The organism is Pseudophaeobacter sp. EL27 (genome assembly GCF_900313025.1).
GTDB lineage: Bacteria > Pseudomonadota > Alphaproteobacteria > Rhodobacterales > Rhodobacteraceae > Pseudophaeobacter.
In genome coordinates, this window is record NZ_OMPQ01000013.1 from 1 (window position 1) to 15,709 (window position 15,709).

Annotated in this window: 15 protein-coding genes, 1 tRNA gene and 1 pseudogene; 10 read left to right on the forward strand and 7 right to left on the reverse strand. The window is 56.8% G+C overall.

Features of this window, described 5'->3' with window-relative positions; all coding sequences use genetic code 11:
• Positions 1-396 (reverse strand): annotated as a pseudogene (locus ED661_RS15125) (transposase); the annotation flags it as partial.
• Between the two features lie 340 nt (positions 397-736).
• Here ED661_RS15125 and ED661_RS15130 point away from each other — a divergent pair.
• The 3 genes from ED661_RS15130 to ED661_RS15140 are packed head-to-tail and all read left to right on the forward strand — an operon-like array spanning position 737 to position 2,640.
• The gene (locus ED661_RS15130) at positions 737-1,390 is read left to right on the forward strand and encodes a hypothetical protein (RefSeq protein ID WP_122074769.1); all 654 of its coding nucleotides are present in this window, start codon (positions 737-739) and stop codon (positions 1,388-1,390) included.
• A gap of 39 nt (positions 1,391-1,429) precedes the next feature.
• On the forward strand, positions 1,430-1,636 hold the full coding sequence (locus ED661_RS15135; protein WP_122074770.1) for an AlpA family transcriptional regulator: 207 nt from the start codon (positions 1,430-1,432) through the stop codon (positions 1,634-1,636).
• Complete coding sequence (locus tag ED661_RS15140; RefSeq protein ID WP_122074771.1) at positions 1,630-2,640, forward strand: site-specific integrase; 1,011 nt, start codon at positions 1,630-1,632, stop codon at positions 2,638-2,640. Before ED661_RS15135 ends, ED661_RS15140 begins: the two co-directional genes overlap by 7 nt.
• Before the next feature lie 96 nt (positions 2,641-2,736).
• Here the strand turns inward: ED661_RS15140 and ED661_RS15145 are convergent.
• Positions 2,737-2,821: transfer RNA gene (locus tag ED661_RS15145), tRNA-Leu, on the reverse strand.
• A 244-nt stretch (positions 2,822-3,065) separates the two neighbouring features.
• On the opposite strand from ED661_RS15145, the gene ED661_RS22420 reads away from it, so the two are divergent.
• Positions 3,066-3,371, forward strand: coding sequence for a Hint domain-containing protein (locus ED661_RS22420; protein ID WP_371412455.1), 306 nt, complete (start codon positions 3,066-3,068; stop codon positions 3,369-3,371).
• A 209-nt stretch (positions 3,372-3,580) separates the two neighbouring features.
• On the opposite strand, the gene ED661_RS15155 is transcribed toward ED661_RS22420, so the two are convergent.
• Positions 3,581-5,281 (reverse strand): NAD(P)H-hydrate dehydratase, encoded by a 1,701-nt coding sequence (locus tag ED661_RS15155; RefSeq protein ID WP_122075442.1) that lies wholly within the window; start codon positions 5,279-5,281, stop codon positions 3,581-3,583.
• Positions 5,282-5,466: 185 nt separating this feature from the next.
• Here ED661_RS15155 and ED661_RS15160 point away from each other — a divergent pair, with 185 nt between their 5' ends.
• Positions 5,467-5,805 (forward strand): P-II family nitrogen regulator, encoded by a 339-nt coding sequence (locus ED661_RS15160; RefSeq protein WP_122074773.1) that lies wholly within the window; start codon positions 5,467-5,469, stop codon positions 5,803-5,805.
• 42 nt (positions 5,806-5,847) lie between these two features.
• Positions 5,848-7,254, forward strand: coding sequence for a type I glutamate--ammonia ligase (gene glnA / locus ED661_RS15165; protein ID WP_122074774.1), 1,407 nt, complete (start codon positions 5,848-5,850; stop codon positions 7,252-7,254).
• Between the two features lie 128 nt (positions 7,255-7,382).
• Here the strand turns inward: glnA and ED661_RS15170 are convergent, their stop codons facing one another.
• On the reverse strand, positions 7,383-7,796 hold the full coding sequence (locus ED661_RS15170) for a hypothetical protein (RefSeq protein ID WP_122074775.1): 414 nt from the start codon (positions 7,794-7,796) through the stop codon (positions 7,383-7,385).
• A 183-nt stretch (positions 7,797-7,979) separates the two neighbouring features.
• On the opposite strand from ED661_RS15170, the gene ED661_RS15175 reads away from it, so the two are divergent.
• From ED661_RS15175 to ED661_RS15185, 3 genes are all read left to right on the forward strand, one after another.
• A complete protein-coding gene (locus ED661_RS15175; protein ID WP_122074776.1) occupies positions 7,980-9,239 on the forward strand; it encodes an Hsp70 family protein in 1,260 nt (419 codons plus the stop codon).
• A 110-nt stretch (positions 9,240-9,349) separates the two neighbouring features.
• On the forward strand, positions 9,350-10,156 hold the full coding sequence (locus ED661_RS15180) for a lytic transglycosylase domain-containing protein (RefSeq protein WP_122074777.1): 807 nt from the start codon (positions 9,350-9,352) through the stop codon (positions 10,154-10,156).
• A 338-nt stretch (positions 10,157-10,494) separates the two neighbouring features.
• Positions 10,495-11,568, forward strand: coding sequence for a hypothetical protein (locus tag ED661_RS15185; protein ID WP_122074778.1), 1,074 nt, complete (start codon positions 10,495-10,497; stop codon positions 11,566-11,568).
• Positions 11,569-11,629: 61 nt separating this feature from the next.
• Here ED661_RS15185 and ED661_RS15190 read toward each other — a convergent pair whose 3' ends face one another.
• Positions 11,630-12,385, reverse strand: coding sequence for a DUF3445 domain-containing protein (locus ED661_RS15190; protein ID WP_122074779.1), 756 nt, complete (start codon positions 12,383-12,385; stop codon positions 11,630-11,632).
• A gap of 149 nt (positions 12,386-12,534) precedes the next feature.
• On the opposite strand from ED661_RS15190, the gene dddP reads away from it, so the two are divergent.
• A complete protein-coding gene (dddP, locus tag ED661_RS15195; RefSeq protein ID WP_122074780.1) occupies positions 12,535-13,878 on the forward strand; it encodes a dimethylsulfonioproprionate lyase DddP in 1,344 nt (447 codons plus the stop codon).
• A gap of 29 nt (positions 13,879-13,907) precedes the next feature.
• Here the strand turns inward: dddP and ED661_RS15200 are convergent, their stop codons facing one another.
• Together ED661_RS15200 and ED661_RS15205 are read right to left on the reverse strand one after the other, a co-directional pair.
• The gene (locus ED661_RS15200) at positions 13,908-14,909 is read right to left on the reverse strand and encodes a nickel/cobalt transporter (protein ID WP_122074781.1); all 1,002 of its coding nucleotides are present in this window, start codon (positions 14,907-14,909) and stop codon (positions 13,908-13,910) included.
• Positions 14,894-15,553: a DUF1007 family protein gene (locus tag ED661_RS15205; RefSeq protein WP_254054858.1), complete on the reverse strand. Its 660-nt coding sequence runs from the start codon at positions 15,551-15,553 to the stop codon at positions 14,894-14,896. Before ED661_RS15205 ends, ED661_RS15200 begins: the two co-directional genes overlap by 16 nt.
• Between the last annotated feature and the right edge of the window lie 156 nt (positions 15,554-15,709).

The window sequence follows — 15,709 nt, forward strand, 5'->3', positions numbered from 1 at the left end:
CCTGTGGCAATCGCCGTTGTGTGGACCGGTGTTGGCCCAGGACACGGCAAACGCGACGCTCGGAAACCTTCATCTTGCTGCGAATGAGGTCGATGCAGGCACGGCGGCGCGAGGGGCTCAGAAGTTTCCCTTTGCGGCCTCGGACAGGATCAATTTGTCCAGCGTCAGGTCCGTTACCGCCCTGCGCAGGCGCTCGTTTTCCTTCTGGAGCCGCTTCAGTTCCTTAAGCTGCTCTGTGCCCATTCCACTGTACTTCTTCTTCCAGCGGTAATAGGTTTGCTCCGTCACGCCGATCTGACGGATTGCATCAATCCGGGGCATCCCTTGCCCCATCAACACTTCAACCTGCCGTAACTTCACGACAATCTCTTCGGGCTTCGGTCTCTTAATAGCCATCTATGGTCCTCCGCTTTTCTAAACATAGGGGCGGACCACTTCATTGGGGGAGGCTCAGGACGAAACAAGCGCCGCCGCGCCACCGATCTGCGCCTCGACTGCCCCTACAACGGCCAGGGTCTCGCCCCTGCCAATCTGATGGAGAATGAAATTGGAAAAGGTTGAAACGTAAAAGATCGGGCGCAGCACGCACACCCGATCTCTATGCCTGTGACAACAAGCTTGCGGCACCCTAATGGGCGGACGACCCGAGCGCCTACCAACACCTTTAGCGTGCATTTGTAGCCAAAACCTTAACCCCAGCCCCGAAACTGCACCACAAAATGGAAAGCTTATCAGCATGGCCAAAGTACTTATCGGATGCGAGACCAGCGGAGTCGTGAGAGAGGCATTTCTTGCCTTTGGGCATGATGCTTGGTCTTGCGACCTGCTCCCATCTGACACGCCCACCAACCGCCACATTCAAGGTGACATTCTCGACGTGATGCAGGGGGATTGGGACCTGATGGCCGTCATGCACCCACCTTGCACCCGTCTCTGCAATAGCGGCGTCCGCTGGCTCAGCAAGCCCCCTACAGGCCGCAGCCTGCAGGATATGTGGTTAGAACTAGACGACGGCGCTGCGCTGTTCTCAGCTGTCTGGAATGTGCCTCACATCCCCTGCGTGGCTGTTGAGAACCCCGTAATGCACAAACACGCCAAGGCGCGGATCCAAAACTATCAGCGCCCAGCGCAGACGGTGCAGCCTTGGCAGTTTGCGACAGACCCAAATGGCCCCGACAATGAGCGAAAGAGAACCTGTTTCTGGTTGCGCAACCTGCCGCCTCTGGCAGCTACAGGCTCCCTCGACGGTTCCACGTCCCGCGATAGCGTTCACAAAGCGAGCCCAGGCGCAGAGCGTTGGAAGTTGCGGAGCAAGTTCTTCCCCGGCATCGCTGCAGCAATGGCAGGCCAGTGGGGCAGCCACGCCTCTCAAATGGAGCGGGCGGCATGAACTCCCCCAAAACCGCTTCAAACCAACCCGGAGAGCCGCATGGGACGCGTTGAACGAATAGCTGTCACTGAAAAGACCGCTGCAAAGCTTATGGATATGGCGCCAGTGGAATTTCGCCAGCTCGTAAAATCCGGCTCCCTGCCTTCGCCTGTAAAGATTACGGGTAACTTTGAACGCTGGCGGGTTTCTGACCTTGAGGCAGTGCTCAATGGTGACGCAATGAATGAAGATGATTTCTCATGGTAAAGAAAAACGCCAAGCCGTACCTCGCCTGCATCCGCCGCGATGGAAAGGACTATTGGTATTTTCGACGGGGATACACCCGGATCAGGCTTCCTGACGATCCTGACAGCCCGGAATTTGATCGGGCCTATTGGAACATCCGAACGGGCAAGGCCAAGAAAGAAATTGCTACAACATTCGAGGCGGTGATCGTCAGCTACTATCAAACCCCGCGCTTCATGCGCCTGAAGGCTGGCACAAAAGCAGAATACCGCCGCACACTTGAACTAATCCGCGAGAAAAACGGATCCAAGGATTTCACTAAACTGCGGCGACGCGATGTGATCGCTGCCCGTGACCAGTATGCAGACCAATGGCGCAAAGCGAATGCAATGGTTGAACAGATATCAATCCTGGCTCGTCACGCAATCGATCTTGAATGGATCACCGCAAACCCCGCCCAGGGTGTGGAAAAGCTGAAAGGCGGCAGCTACGAGGCCTGGCCAGAGGTGAAACTTGCTGCCTATGAGCGCTACTGCAAAGATCACGGCCTGACAGTTGAGAGAACGATATTTGAACTCAGCATCGGAACCGGTCAGCGTATCGGTGACGTCGTTGCCATGGAGTGGGATCAGTTCAAAGGTGGCTATATGGAAGTAGTGCAGGAAAAGACAGGCGTCCGCCTATCCATCTTCTGCCCAGAGCGTCTACAATCCTATCTCGCACAATTGCCTAGAGCAGGTCGGCACCTCCTGGCGAAGAACCTCACCCAACACTTGAGCAAGCGCCGGGCGCAGTTTCTTGTGTCAGAGGTGCGGGAGGCAATTTCTGCCAAGGCTTATGTGATACACGGCTGGCGCTACACCGCAGCCAAGGAACTAGCGGAGGCGGGCTGTTCAGACACAGAGATTCAATCTGTCACCGGGCACAAATCTCTCGAAATGGTCAAGAAGTACCGCCAGCAGGCTCGCCAAAAACAGCTCTCGAAAACTGCACAGCTGCGTCGGAACAGAACGACAACGGAATAGGAACAAGAATCAGAGTGTAAAAAGAAGTGTAAAACTTCAAAATCGCACCTGAACCATGACCAAGAAAGAGTTGTGATTTTCCGTTTAAAATCAGAGTGGTGCGGGTGAAGGGACTCGAACCCCCACGCCTCGCGGCGCCAGAACCTAAATCTGGTGCGTCTACCAATTCCGCCACACCCGCACGTTTGGCAAATCACTGATTGCCTGCCGCGGTGGATAGCAAAGGTTGAAACCGGATGCGAGCGCTAATTTCACCAAAACCTAACAATGCAGCGGCGCAACAATCGGGAAAAAATTAACTTATTATGCAGGTCTGAGCAAAAAATGGCGCGACCAGATCACTGTTGCCCCCTAAGCTAAGCAAAAAAGTTGAGGCAAAAGAGTTGAAACCAATAAATTCGCAAGCCCCCAGGCCTGCGGGGTTGGTGGTCCCCCCCCCGAGACCGAGCCCACGCCGCCGCACATTTCAGAGCGTCGACGATCAGGCCTCTTTTGTTGCGCTGCTCCCCGGTACCCTGCTGCACACCCGGCGTGGTGACTGCCGTGTCGAAACACTTCTCCCAGGTGATGATATCATCTCTCGCGATCAGGGGCTGGTCACCTGTAACGCGATACAACAACGCACTTGCAGGACCAATACTATCTGGTTTGCACCTGGTTCTCTTGGCGATAGCCGCCCGGAATGCGATGTAATCCTGCCCGCCGATCAGCAGATTTTGCTCCGAGATTGACGGGCCAAAGCCATCAATGGAAAACCGCAAGCTCTGGCCCGGGCCGCAACCCTGGTAGACGAAGAATTCATCTGTGATCTTGGCCCGCGCGAAATCACGCTGACCGTTCTGCACTTTGGCCGTCCCCATATCATCTATGCTGGGGGACTGGAGGTCGCAGCGGCCAGGCACTCCGCAGGCGCTCAATCAGGCAAGATCACTGCACTCGGCTAACCTTCCGGCTCCAATCTGCGCAGCACAGCTGGGATCTGCTCAGGCAGATCTTCGGAGATCAGGCCCGGCCCAAAGGTGCGGGCAGATTCCACATGTAGCCAAGCTCCCATCTCTGCCGCTTGCATGGGGGAAAACCCGCGTGCCATGAGCCCCGTGATTATCCCGGCCAAAACATCCCCGGACCCCGCGGTCGCCAACCATGGCGCCGCCCGTTCGTAGTGAGCTGAATTCACCGAGCAACGCCCCGCTGGATCGGCGATCACTGTATCCGCTCCCTTGAACAGGATCACGCACCCGGCTCGCAAGGCCGCCTCTCGAGTGGCGTCTACCTTTGAATAGGCCGGGCCAGTTAGAGCAGGCGCTGCCAGCTTCGCCGCCAAATCCGGGAACAGCTTGGCAAACTCTCCGCCATGCGGCGTGAGCACGCAATCTTGATGAAGCAGATCAAACAGCACCTGCGGATCACGCTCAAACCGGGTGAGCGCGTCGGCATCCAGAACAGTGGCACGTCGCGCCTTCAAAGCAGCAATCACCACTGCCTGAGTATCCATTCCGCGCCCAAGGCCAGGCCCCAGACAGATCGCGTTGAACCGCTCGTCTTCCAGCAACTCAGAAACACCATGGGCTCCATCAATCTGATGTAGCATAATCGCCGTCAATTGTGCGGCATTCTCATACATGGCTGATCGCGGCGACCCCAATGTCACCAACCCAGCCCCAATGCGCAGCGCGCCGCGTGCCGCTAGCCGCGCAGCCCCCGTCTTGCCATGTCCACCGGAGAGAACAAGGGCATGTCCGTGGGAATATTTGTGATTTTGTGATGCCTTCCCAAGGGACTGCCCCCTCCCGCACTCCACCAGAGTGACAAGCCCACCAGTCGGGTGACACCCGTCAATCGCCAGGGGCTTCACCACAGTTCTTCCGCAATACCGAGCCCCTGCCCCAAGGACATGCCCCAGCTTCATGCCATGAAAGGTGACCGTTAGATCAGCCTCAACAGCTCTTGTTGCCGCGACGTTCTGTTCAAGCCCCTTAAACCCAGCCTCACAAAGAGCCCTACCACTGTCGCTACAGACACCGCTGGGCAGATCCACAGCAACTACCCTAGCGCTTGCCCCCTGGCGCTGCGCCGCCGGTGTGTACGATCCAACAGCGCGTTGTTCGCAAATGTCTAGCAACATCTGCCCCAGATCCAGAAGTGGGCGCGACAATCCAGTTCCAAACAAGGCATCCACAACCAGATCCGCCTCCATCGTAGAGGTCTCCAAGTTGTTCTCCAATGGCAGAACCGACCCAAACTCCAGCCACCGCTTGCAGTTCTGCTTTGCATCCGGCGGTAGCGTCTCTACATCACCATAGAGGAACACCTCCACTTCCCAGTCCCGTGCCTTCAACAGCCGCGCCACCACAAAGCCATCGCCGCCATTATTGCCAGGACCACATAGAACCACGGCGCGCCTTGGTGCGACCTGCTTCTTCATTTGGCCAGAAATATCCCGGGGGGAAGCCGCAGGCTGGGGGGCAGAGCCCCCCTCTTTCTCACCCTCTTTCCCCGCAAGCTCCGGCCATTCCTCAAAAATGGCCTCAACCACCCCCTGCCCGGCGCGCTCCATCAATTCCAGCCCGGTGATTTCCCCTGACTCGATGGCGACCAACTCAATGGCGCGCATTTGTGCAGAGGTCAGCAGTTCGGTCATCATGAGGCTCCTTCTTTTTCAAACTTGGCGATTCACTTCTGCATATTTTTGCAGCGCCTTGCCTAATTTTTAATCAAACACCTTCAAAACTGCCGTCCTCCCCCCCCTGAGACAGCACAGCGCATTGTCGTCATCATTAAGAAATGATCTGAGGGGCCTCGACAAGGTAGTGAGGAGCCGAAGCGATGAAAAAGATCGAAGCCATCATCAAACCGTTCAAATTGGACGAGGTGAAGGAAGCGCTGCAAGACGTCGGCGTCCAGGGCCTCTCCGTCATCGAAGTCAAAGGCTTTGGCCGTCAGAAAGGCCATACCGAGCTTTATCGCGGCGCTGAATATGTTGTCGACTTCCTGCCCAAGGTGAAGATCGAAGTTGTGCTGGAGGCCGATCAGGTCGAATCCGCCATTGAAGCCATAATCGATGCTGCAAAAACCGACAAAATTGGCGACGGCAAGATTTTTGTCTCTCCCGTCGAACAGGCCATCCGTATTCGGACCGGTGAATCCGGCACGGACGCGCTTTAAACATCAGAATTACCTGACATCAAAATCAGAAGGACCAAGGGAATGAGCACAGACGCAGTTCTCCAGATGATCAAAGACGAAGAAGCGGCCTATGTGGATATCCGCTTCACAGATGTGCGCGGCAAGCTGCAGCACGTCACTGTGGACGTGGACATGGTTGACGAAGACTTCCTCGACGAAGGATTCATGTTTGACGGCTCCTCGATCGCTGGCTGGAAATCGATCGAAAACTCCGACATGAAACTGATGGCGGACACAACTTCGGCCTATGTGGATCCTTTCTACGCTGAAAAAACCGTCTGCATTCACTGCTCCATCGTTGAACCCGACACTGGCGAAGCCTACGGTCGCGACCCGCGCGGTACTGCCCAGAAAGCCGAAGCCTACCTGAAGGCCTCCGGTATTGGCGACGTGGCCTATATGGGCCCCGAAGCCGAATTCTTCCTGTTTGATGACGTGCGCTTCTCCAACTCGATCAACAAGGTCTCCTATGAGGTCGACGCCACCGACGCCTCCTGGAACACCGACACCGAGTATGAAATGGGCAACATGGGCCACCGCCCTGGCCTCAAAGGCGGCTACTTCCCGGTGAACCCCATCGACGAAGCTCAGGATCTGCGCTCCGAAATGCTCTCGACCATGAAGCGTCTGGGCATGAAAGTGGACAAGCACCACCACGAGGTTGCTTCCTGTCAGCACGAGCTGGGTCTGATCTTTGACAGCCTGACCAAACAGGCCGATGAGCTGCAGAAATACAAATATGTGATCCACAACGTGGCCCACGCCTATGGCAAATCCGCTACCTTCATGCCCAAGCCGATCTACGGCGACAACGGCACCGGCATGCACGTGAACATGTCGATCTGGAAAGACGGCAAGCCGCTCTTTGCAGGTGACAAATATGCGGACCTCAGCCAGGAAGCGCTCTACTTCATCGGCGGCATCCTGAAGCACTCCAAGACCCTGAACGCCTTCACCAACCCGGCGACCAACAGCTACAAGCGTCTGATCCCTGGTTTTGAAGCCCCCGTTCTGCGTGCCTACTCTGCCCGTAACCGTTCCGGCTGCGTGCGTATTCCATGGACCGAAAGCCCCAAAGCCAAGCGCGTTGAGGCCCGTTTCCCCGATCCGGCCGCAAACCCCTACCTGTGCTTTGCAGCACTCCTGATGGCTGGCCTGGACGGCATCAAGAACAAGATCGACCCCGGTGAGGCCATGGACAAGAACCTCTATGACCTGCCTGCCGAAGAGCTGGCCGATATCCCAACCGTTGCGGGCAGCTTGCGCGAAGCGCTGGAATGCCTGGAAGCCGATCACGACTTCCTGCTGCAGGGTGACGTCTTCACCAAAGATCAGATCGACGGCTATATCGCTCTGAAAATGGAAGAAGTTCAGACCTATGAGCACACGCCGCACCCTGTTGAGTATGGCATGTACTACAGCTGCTAATCCCGAGCGATTAGACTGAGTTAGAAAGGGCGCCCCATCTGGGCGTCCTTTTTCCGTTTGAGTGTCGTTTTTCTCAGCATGGGCCGCCCGCAAGACGCGCAGCGCAATGCGGGTTAAGCTGCATCAGATCAGTCCACAAATGGGGTCGAGCCGTCCCAACCAGCACTGTTGCCAGCCGTGGTTAACGGCACAGTTTGTACAGGCACTGTCTGTACTGGTGCTGTCTGCACTGGAACCGTTGCCCCCGTCGGGCTGGCCACCGCCCCTACCTCTCCGACACAGCGCCCTGAAAAAATTTTGTAATCCGGCTCCGAGGGCAATACCCTGACGGAGAAGTCCACCATGGTGCCACCGGGGCAGGCGTCGATTTCAACATGCATTTTGATCTGCTGAGGTGTGAAATCAGAACCTGCAATGCCACTGAACCGGCCATTTGCTTCCTTGTCGAGTTGCATTTCATTGCTGGCAGGCAACCCGCCACAGGCCGTAAGCACCGCGCAGCATGCAACAGACAACAAGAGTTTGGCAGATTTTGTGATCATGGGTTTTTCTCCTTTTCCGTGGCACTTTACCCAATGGCTCCCCTATGGCAAGAACCCAAACCCTTCACTTCAACTTGGCACTTCACTTCAACTTGGCAAAATCCAACTCACCGTCTTCCTCTTGAAGCCCCATGGCGGCTCCTATAGGAAGGCGCGTTCCATCGCCCTACAGGAGCCCGCGCCATGACCGCCCCAGCTATGCCCCCCAAAACTCTGGGTATCGATTTTGGCACCTCCAATTCCGCTGCGGGCATTGCGGTTGGAGATCAGCCCTTTCTGGTGCAGATGGAGCCCGGTGAAACCACCCTGCCCACAGCGGTGTTCTTTGAACCCAAACGGCCGATGCGCATTGGGCGCGCGGCGACTCGCGCCCTGATCAATGGGGATGAGGGCCGCTTCATGCGCGCCCTCAAAAGCCTGCTGGGCACGCCCCTGTTGCGCGAAGAACGCCGGATCAATGGCGAGGTCACTGATTTCATCCGGATCATTGCGCGGTTTCTGGCAGAGGTAAAATCCCGCGCCGAGGCGGCCACCCATCAAACCTTCACCCATGCGCTGTCGGGGCGCCCGGTGCATTTTCACAGTGCGGATCCCGCCCGTGATGCCCAGGCAGAGGTAGATCTGTGCGATTGTTACCTGGCTGCGGGTTTCGAAGACGTGCGTTTTCTCTATGAACCCGAGGCCGCCGTGCGTTCTGCTGCGCCATCCGCAGGGCTGGGACTGATCGTTGATATTGGCGGGGGCACCTCGGATTTCACCCTGTTTGAACAGGACAGTACCGGGAAGACGCATATTCTGGCCTCGCATGGGGTGCGCCTTGGCGGCACCGATTTTGACCGCCAAATCAGCATCGACCATGTGATGCCGCTCCTGGGACGGGGCAGCCAGATCCGCAATGCCTTTGGGCCTGAGACCCTGCCCGCGCCCAATCGGTTGTTCAACGATCTCGCCACCTGGCAGATGATCCCCTTTCTCTACGCCGCCGACAGTCGTCGGGCCGCGCGTGAACTGGCAAAATACGCGGTGGAACCGGTCAAACTCAACCGGTTGGTTTCCGTCCTTGAGGACGAGTTGGGCCATGATCTGGCCTTTGCAGTGGAGCGCGGCAAGATCCAGGCCAATGGTGAGACAGGAGCAGATCCCCGGATCGATTTGCGCATTCTGGAACGCGGCCTGTCAGCGCCACTGCCCCCAGAGCTGATGCACCACAGCCTTGCCAAGATGATGGCACAGATTGCCCAATGTGCCGCTGAAACCCTGGCTCAGGCAGATGTGGCCCCCGGGCAAATCGACCGGTTGGTCATGGTTGGGGGTTCCTCTTTGCTGAGCTCTTTAGAAACCGGCCTGCGCCAGCTCTGCCCCAATGCTGCGGTCGAGAACCGCAATGCCATGACGGCTGTTGCGGACGGTCTGGCGCTCTCGGCTGCTGATGCCTTTGCCTAAAAGCGCCCGTCAGAAATGAGAAACAGGGGGCAGTTTTCCCGTTAGACTCCCTCTGTCGTCTCGTTACACTCTGATCGCAATTGCACCTCTTGCTTTCAGGATCTGATTATATGCGCCTTTTTGCCCCTGCCTCTCTTGCCCTCGCCCTAGCCGTCAGCAGCTTTGCCCTGCCCGCTTCCGCAGCCCCCTGCGGTAACACCTCTGCCAGGTTTAATGCCTGGAAAGCCGATTTTGCCAAGGCTGCGCGCCGGGCTGGCGTAAAATCCGCCGGGCTTCAGGCCTTGGCGCAGGCGCAATATGCCACCCGCACCATCGCCGCCGATCGCAACCAAAAGAGCTTTCGCTACAGTCTGGAGAAATTTATGCAGGTCCGCGGCTCGGCCACCATCGTGGCGCAGGGCCGCAAACGAAAGGCGCGCAATCCGGAGTTCTATGCGGCTCTTGAACGCAAATATGGTGTGCCTGCCGGGGTGCTGATTGCCATTCACGGCATGGAAACCGCCTTTGGAAACTATATGGGCGATAGCAAAATTGTCTCTGCTATTGTCACCCTGACCTATGATTGCCGCCGCTCAGCGTTTTTTGAACCCCATGCCTTGGGTGCTTTGAAGCTGGTAGACAGGGGCGCCATAACCGGTGCCACCCTCGGGGCCAAACATGGTGAGCTGGGCCATACGCAGTTTCTACCCGGCAATGCCTTGAAATACGGTGTTGACTGGGATCGCGACGGGCAGGTCAATTTTTATGACCTGGAAGACGCCCTGGCCTCTACCGCGCGCTATCTGCAAAAGCGGGGCTGGAAACGCGGCAAGGGCTACCAGGAGGGTCAACCCAACTACCGTGTCCTAAAGGAATGGAACGCCGCGACGGTCTATCAGCAATCACTCGCCATCATGGGGCGTCAGATCGACAGGTAATTTGGCGGGCGCCAGCCCGGTCGGCACACTCCTGGCCACGGGCTCACTCCCCTCCTGTTTTGCACCTTGAAACAAAGATGTGAACAATCCCCCGCATCGCTGACAATTGTAGGGTATGGGGCATCAAAGTGGCGGTTGAGCGCCCACATATTGCCTAATTTACCCAAGAAAAATGCAACAGATCCCCCTAAATATCTGAAAATTAATAATTTTCACAAATTCATAATTTCAAAGTAAAATCTGAATTTTTCTTCACCTATTGTCTCTCCCCGCCTCACTTTTGAGCCAGATCGCCCCCTATTGTTTATGCAGAGCAACCCGAACGGAGGACCCTGACGGTGGCACAGGTAGAGCAATACAAAGGCAAGCTGGGGTTTGAACACCGCAGCGAAGAGAAACTGACACTGGCGCTGACAGAGCTGCTGGATACGCTGGAAGAATTCGGCCATCCGACACTTCAGATCAATGCCCGCGATCCCCATCGGATCGGCTTGGACTGCGATCACTATAAGATTAGCCTGCGCCTGCGCCGTATTCCTTTGCGGCTTGGCGTACGGACGCCGCCGGGCGTTCCCGCCCCTGCTGCCTATATCGAGCTGGCATTGACCCCTTGTTTTCCTGACGCTTGCGATCAGGAGATCTCAGAAATTCTGCTCGCAATGATCCTGAAGCGGCTGACAGAGGCCCTGGATCCCCTGGTCATTTTTTGGCAGGAAACCAGTAAAGCTCTGACACCGAAGCAATTCCTTGGTGCATTTGCCCCTCTTGAAGAACCCGTTGCAGAGGCGTTTTTTGACTCCCCTGCCATGGTGATCAAGGATGAAAAAGCAGCCATTGTGGCAGCGGATACTATGCTGGAACAGGCTCTGGCCGATGCCTCACCTGCGCTTAGCCCCCCCGAGCCTGCCTCTCTCTTGGAAGAGTTTCTCTCCAAAGAACGCCACGTTGAGAAACCCGTCCCTTCGCAGGAGCAGTCTTCGGCAGCGCGGCCTGAGCCGGAAATGTCAGCCGCAGCAAAACGTCTTTGGATGGCGGACCAGGCCCGCGCTGATGCCGAGGCAGAACGCGCACGTGGTCAGGCCCGGTTTGGCTCTGCGGATGAGGCAACGCCAGTTCTGGAACAGCATTGTGACGAGATCCAGAGCCAGCCACGGCGCATCAAACCACGCAGCAAAATCCGGCGCAGACCCGCCGGGGCGGCGCCTCATGCCTCATATCAGACGGTCTTTGGAAAAAGCCGCCTCGGCTGGTTAATGGCACTTCCCCGCGCAGTTGCTTCGATGGTGACAAACTCCATCCGTAGCGTTGATCTGGTGCTGTCGGTGCGCGCCCTGCTGACCGGGATGGTCATTTTGTTCCTGCATGGCTCCGGCATGGTACAGGCTGCGGCCAAGGTACTCTTGCCCCACTAAATCTCTGCGCCCGGCTCACTGAATGGACCGGCTGGGCGCATTGGATGCCCCTGCAAAACAGCTATACAACTGCGTCAGTCTCCCCCCATTGCGCCATCACATCATCCTTGTGGACCATGAAGGTATGAATGGAAAAAACCACTGCACGGCTGACGGGCAGGCGCAGAATGGATTGTTTTTCACTGCGCATAAAGGGCGCATCCTTGCCGTGGCTGGTATCGCGGCGATCCTGCACACTGCGTGGCGCATGTAGATCCGACGACTGATACCATAGCGCATTGAACCGCCACAGCGGCCGTCCAACCTGCACCCCATCAAACAGCCGCTGCACCCGCGAGGCCATGCCGCCGTCATAGCTGTCGACCGTATCGTGAATAGCAATCAGAGGTCGCATGAATTTCTCGCTCAGCGTCCAGCTGGCCGGAAAGCACAACACTGCCCCTGTCAAAACATGCTCGTCGCTGCCCTCCCGGCGTTCGAGTATACAAAAGTCTTCCTGAGAGATCAGACCCAGCGTCGCCAGTGGATCCTGCCAGTCGATATCCACGGTCACCCCATCGGGCCGATGAACCTTATCGCCCTGCCCCGGATATCTGTGATCGAGAACCATCTGCAACAGTTCCTGCGCGGGGGCCAAAGCACCAGGATCCATCTGCAAAACCTGCGTGCGTTGCTCTGCAAGCAGCGCGTCACGACAGGCCATCTGACCCGCAAAGGCATCATCGGGAACCAGCCAATCCTTCAAATCCAAGGGTTTGATACCCGGCAGTTTGACCGTTTCCAGGGGGTTATGCGGAATGGATTTTTGCAGAATCATAGTTTGCCTTCATGTCTTTGCTACCCAAGATTACCAATCGAGCTGCCGTAAATCGCTCAAAAACGCCCAATCAACGGTCGCAATCAGAACGGAATCCCGGGAATGGCTGCACAAGACTGGACAGACATGTTCAGAGAGAAAGGCCCACCATGGACCTGCATTATCGAGACATCCGCAAGATTGACCCCACCCGTGGAACCCAGCTGGGGGATGGCAGCGAAAACAACAATGACCGGATCGAGATCGGCCCAACCCAACTGGCCTTCCAGGAATGGCAAGACGCTGGGCTGATCCTGCCTGACCTCACCCGCATGCGGGAGTTTCGCTGGAATCGGCTGGTGCAGGCCATCAATGCCCGTGACTATGGCGGCGTGTTGCTGTTTGATCCCTTAAACATTCGCTACGCCACCGACAGCACCAATATGCAGCTGTGGAACACCCATAACCCATTCCGTGCCCTGCTGGTCTGCGCCGATGGCTACATGGTGATCTGGGACTATAAAAACTCGCCGTTCCTTTCGAGTTTTAACCCTCTGGTCCGCGAACAGCGCTCGGGCGCCGATCTTTTCTACTTTGATCGCGGCGACAAGGTTGATGTGGCGGCTGATGCGCTCTCCAACGAGGTGCGGGAGCTGATCCAAGAACACGGCGGCGGCAATAAGCGGCTGGGGGTCGACAAGATCATGCTGCATGGGCTGCGCGCACTTGAGGCGCAGGGTTTTGAGATCATGGAGGGCGAGGAGCTCACCGAGAAAACCCGTGCCATCAAGGGGGAGGATGAGATCCGTGCCATGCGCTGCGCCAATCACGCCTGTGAAACCGCTGTGAAGGTAATGGAGGATTTTGCCCGCGCCAATGTCGGCGACGGCAAGACCAGCGAAGACGATATCTGGGCGGTGCTTCATGCGGAAAACATTCGCCGTGGCGGTGAATGGATCGAAACCCGGCTGCTGGCATCAGGGCAGCGCACCAACCCCTGGTTTCAAGAATGTGGCCCCCGCATCACCCAACAAAATGAGATCATCTCATTTGATACCGATCTAATCGGCTCTTATGGCATCTGTATCGATATCTCCCGCAGCTGGTGGATTGGTGATCAAAAACCCCGCCCAGATATGGTCTATGCCATGCAACACGCCCATGAGCACATCATGCAAAACATGGAGATGTTGAAGCCCGGCGTCATGATCCCCGAATTGACCGCCAATACCCATGTACTGGATGACAAATTCCAGGCGCAGAAATACGGTTGCTTGATGCATGGTGTTGGCCTTTGTGATGAATGGCCGCTGGTTGCCTACCCGGACAAGGCAGTGGCAGGTGCCTATGACTATCCACTGGAACCGGGCATGGTGCTCTGTGTCGAGGCCTGTGTCGGCGAGGTCGGAGGAGATTTCTCGATCAAGCTGGAGGATCAGGTGCTGATCACAGAGGATGGGTTTGAAAACCTGACAACATATCCCTTTGATGCCGCTTTGATGGGGCAGCTGTAACAGCGGTTCCTGAACATCCGGAGCCTCTCTCAAAGGCTCCGGATCAGCAATCCTGAGGCAACCAACACAACCAAAAATCCGGCGCCGATCTCCAAAATCGGCACAAACTGCGCGGCCCGCCCTGAACGCGCAAACAAAGCCAGCGCACCGCCACGTAGCCCAAGAGCCGCGAGCCCTACGGTGATTGTCACCAGTGCGGTGCCAAGTGCCATGGCAAAGGCCCCGGCAATACCGGCCAGGGCAATGCCCATCTGCCATGTAATCACCAGAACAAAAAGCGCGCCAGTGCAGGGCCTTATGGCAATGCCCGCAATCAAAACCAGGGCTTCTTTCCAGTTTTGCAAGCCGCTGACTTCTTCAATGCTCGGGCCATGACGATGGCCACATTCGCTACAAACCTCCGATGTGCCATGGTCGTGATCATGGGCAAGCGTGTGAGCGTGATCATGCCCATGGGAAGAGGCAGGGCTATGCTCATGCTCATGACTATGCGCGTGATCATGAGACACCTGCGAAGAGACGCTCGCGCTCCGCCAGAGTTTGCGCAGCCCCCGCAGCAGCAACCAAAAGCCAATGGCACCAATGGCCCCGTAGCTGATCGGTGCCATCGTTTTCTCAGCCACCCCGATCAGACTGTCGCGACCAAGTTGCAGCAGGGTAATCGCGCCATAGACCAGCACCACCGCCGTGACCGCCTGACCAAGGCTGGACAATAGCGCCACGCCGCTCAGACGGAGCCAGGGTGTTTTGCGCGCCAACCCATAGCCGCCAACCAGAACTTTGCCGTGGCCTGGGCCGATGGCGTGGAAAAACCCATAGGCAAAACACACCAGCATCAGGGCCATAATCGCCCCCGGCTCTCCGGCTCTCAGGGCCCGCAACGACCCTGCGATCTTGTTTTGGAAACTGCGCTGATGCCCGGCGGCCCAGTCCCCAAGGGGCGCAAGGAACCCCTGCGCCAGCCACCAGATGCTCAGACATAGTGCGATACAGCCCAGTGCCAGGGCCAGGGCTTTTAGGATGCGGGGCATGTGACCAGGATCTCAGTGGCAAATTCTCCGCCCATCAGCGGAATGTCATTTTCTTCCAGATCGGCATCGGCGTCCAACCTCAGCAGTTGCGCCTGCATGATGGCCAAGCCACCAACGATATCCGGCTCGATCCGCTCCAGCAGGCAGAGCCCCTGCAGATTGTCCGACAGTGTCACCGGCAGTATGATTTCATAGGCCGTGTAAAAGGACGGATCAAAGGCCTTGATCGAAAAAGGACCCGCCTGCATCGCCATTGGTGTCTCCAGCTGGCGTATATGCGTGCTGACAATCCGCCCCTCAACCAGGTCCGTGGTCGGGTTCACCGGGCCTGACAGCGCCAGGAGATCACCCCCTGCGCGGATTTCCAGATCTCCGTTAAACCCCTCGTCCCAATTGGTGTCAAACCCAACCAAACGCTCGGCTTCGCTGGGGGTCAGTTTGCCGTCGCCATCATTGTCCAGAAACAGGTCTTCGGTAATCAAAAGAGAATAGAATTCATCATATTGCCAGGTGACTTTAATTTGAACCAATTGGTTGCTTTCATCAAATTCCAGCAAAAAACCGGTATCCACAAAGACATGCGGATGGGCAACAAGTGATGCCGGAGCAGTCAGGCCACAGATCAGAGCAGGAAGGAGCAGCATAGGTTTCATGCCCCGGACCTTAGGAGCTGTAACCCTGCTCTGCAATTGCTGCGCAACAGATAGATGCAGGTGATCGGCAATTTCACGCTAAACAATCGGGTCGGATTTGATAGCTTTTTGCACAGGGCGGAAGGCCTTCGGCTCCCTTTTTCATCT

Bases quoted from the DNA above. Each gene is read 5' to 3' on its own strand.
- ED661_RS15130 (WP_122074769.1), top strand. From the start codon at position 737: ATGGCCAAAGTACTTATCGGATGCGAGACCAGCGGAGTCGTGAGAGAG.
- ED661_RS15200 (WP_122074781.1), bottom strand. From the start codon at position 14,909: ATGCCCCGCATCCTAAAAGCCCTGGCCCTGGCACTGGGCTGTATCGCA.
- ED661_RS15175 (WP_122074776.1), top strand. From the start codon at position 7,980: ATGACCGCCCCAGCTATGCCCCCCAAAACTCTGGGTATCGATTTTGGC.
- glnA (WP_122074774.1), top strand. From the start codon at position 5,848: ATGAGCACAGACGCAGTTCTCCAGATGATCAAAGACGAAGAAGCGGCC.
- ED661_RS15160 (WP_122074773.1), top strand. From the start codon at position 5,467: ATGAAAAAGATCGAAGCCATCATCAAACCGTTCAAATTGGACGAGGTG.
- ED661_RS15205 (WP_254054858.1), bottom strand. From the start codon at position 15,553: ATGCTGCTCCTTCCTGCTCTGATCTGTGGCCTGACTGCTCCGGCATCA.
- ED661_RS15170 (WP_122074775.1), bottom strand. From the start codon at position 7,796: ATGATCACAAAATCTGCCAAACTCTTGTTGTCTGTTGCATGCTGCGCG.
- ED661_RS15190 (WP_122074779.1), bottom strand. From the start codon at position 12,385: ATGATTCTGCAAAAATCCATTCCGCATAACCCCCTGGAAACGGTCAAA.
- ED661_RS15155 (WP_122075442.1), bottom strand. From the start codon at position 5,281: ATGACCGAACTGCTGACCTCTGCACAAATGCGCGCCATTGAGTTGGTC.
- ED661_RS15135 (WP_122074770.1), top strand. From the start codon at position 1,430: ATGGGACGCGTTGAACGAATAGCTGTCACTGAAAAGACCGCTGCAAAG.
- dddP (WP_122074780.1), top strand. From the start codon at position 12,535: ATGGACCTGCATTATCGAGACATCCGCAAGATTGACCCCACCCGTGGA.
- ED661_RS15140 (WP_122074771.1), top strand. From the start codon at position 1,630: ATGGTAAAGAAAAACGCCAAGCCGTACCTCGCCTGCATCCGCCGCGAT.
- ED661_RS15180 (WP_122074777.1), top strand. From the start codon at position 9,350: ATGCGCCTTTTTGCCCCTGCCTCTCTTGCCCTCGCCCTAGCCGTCAGC.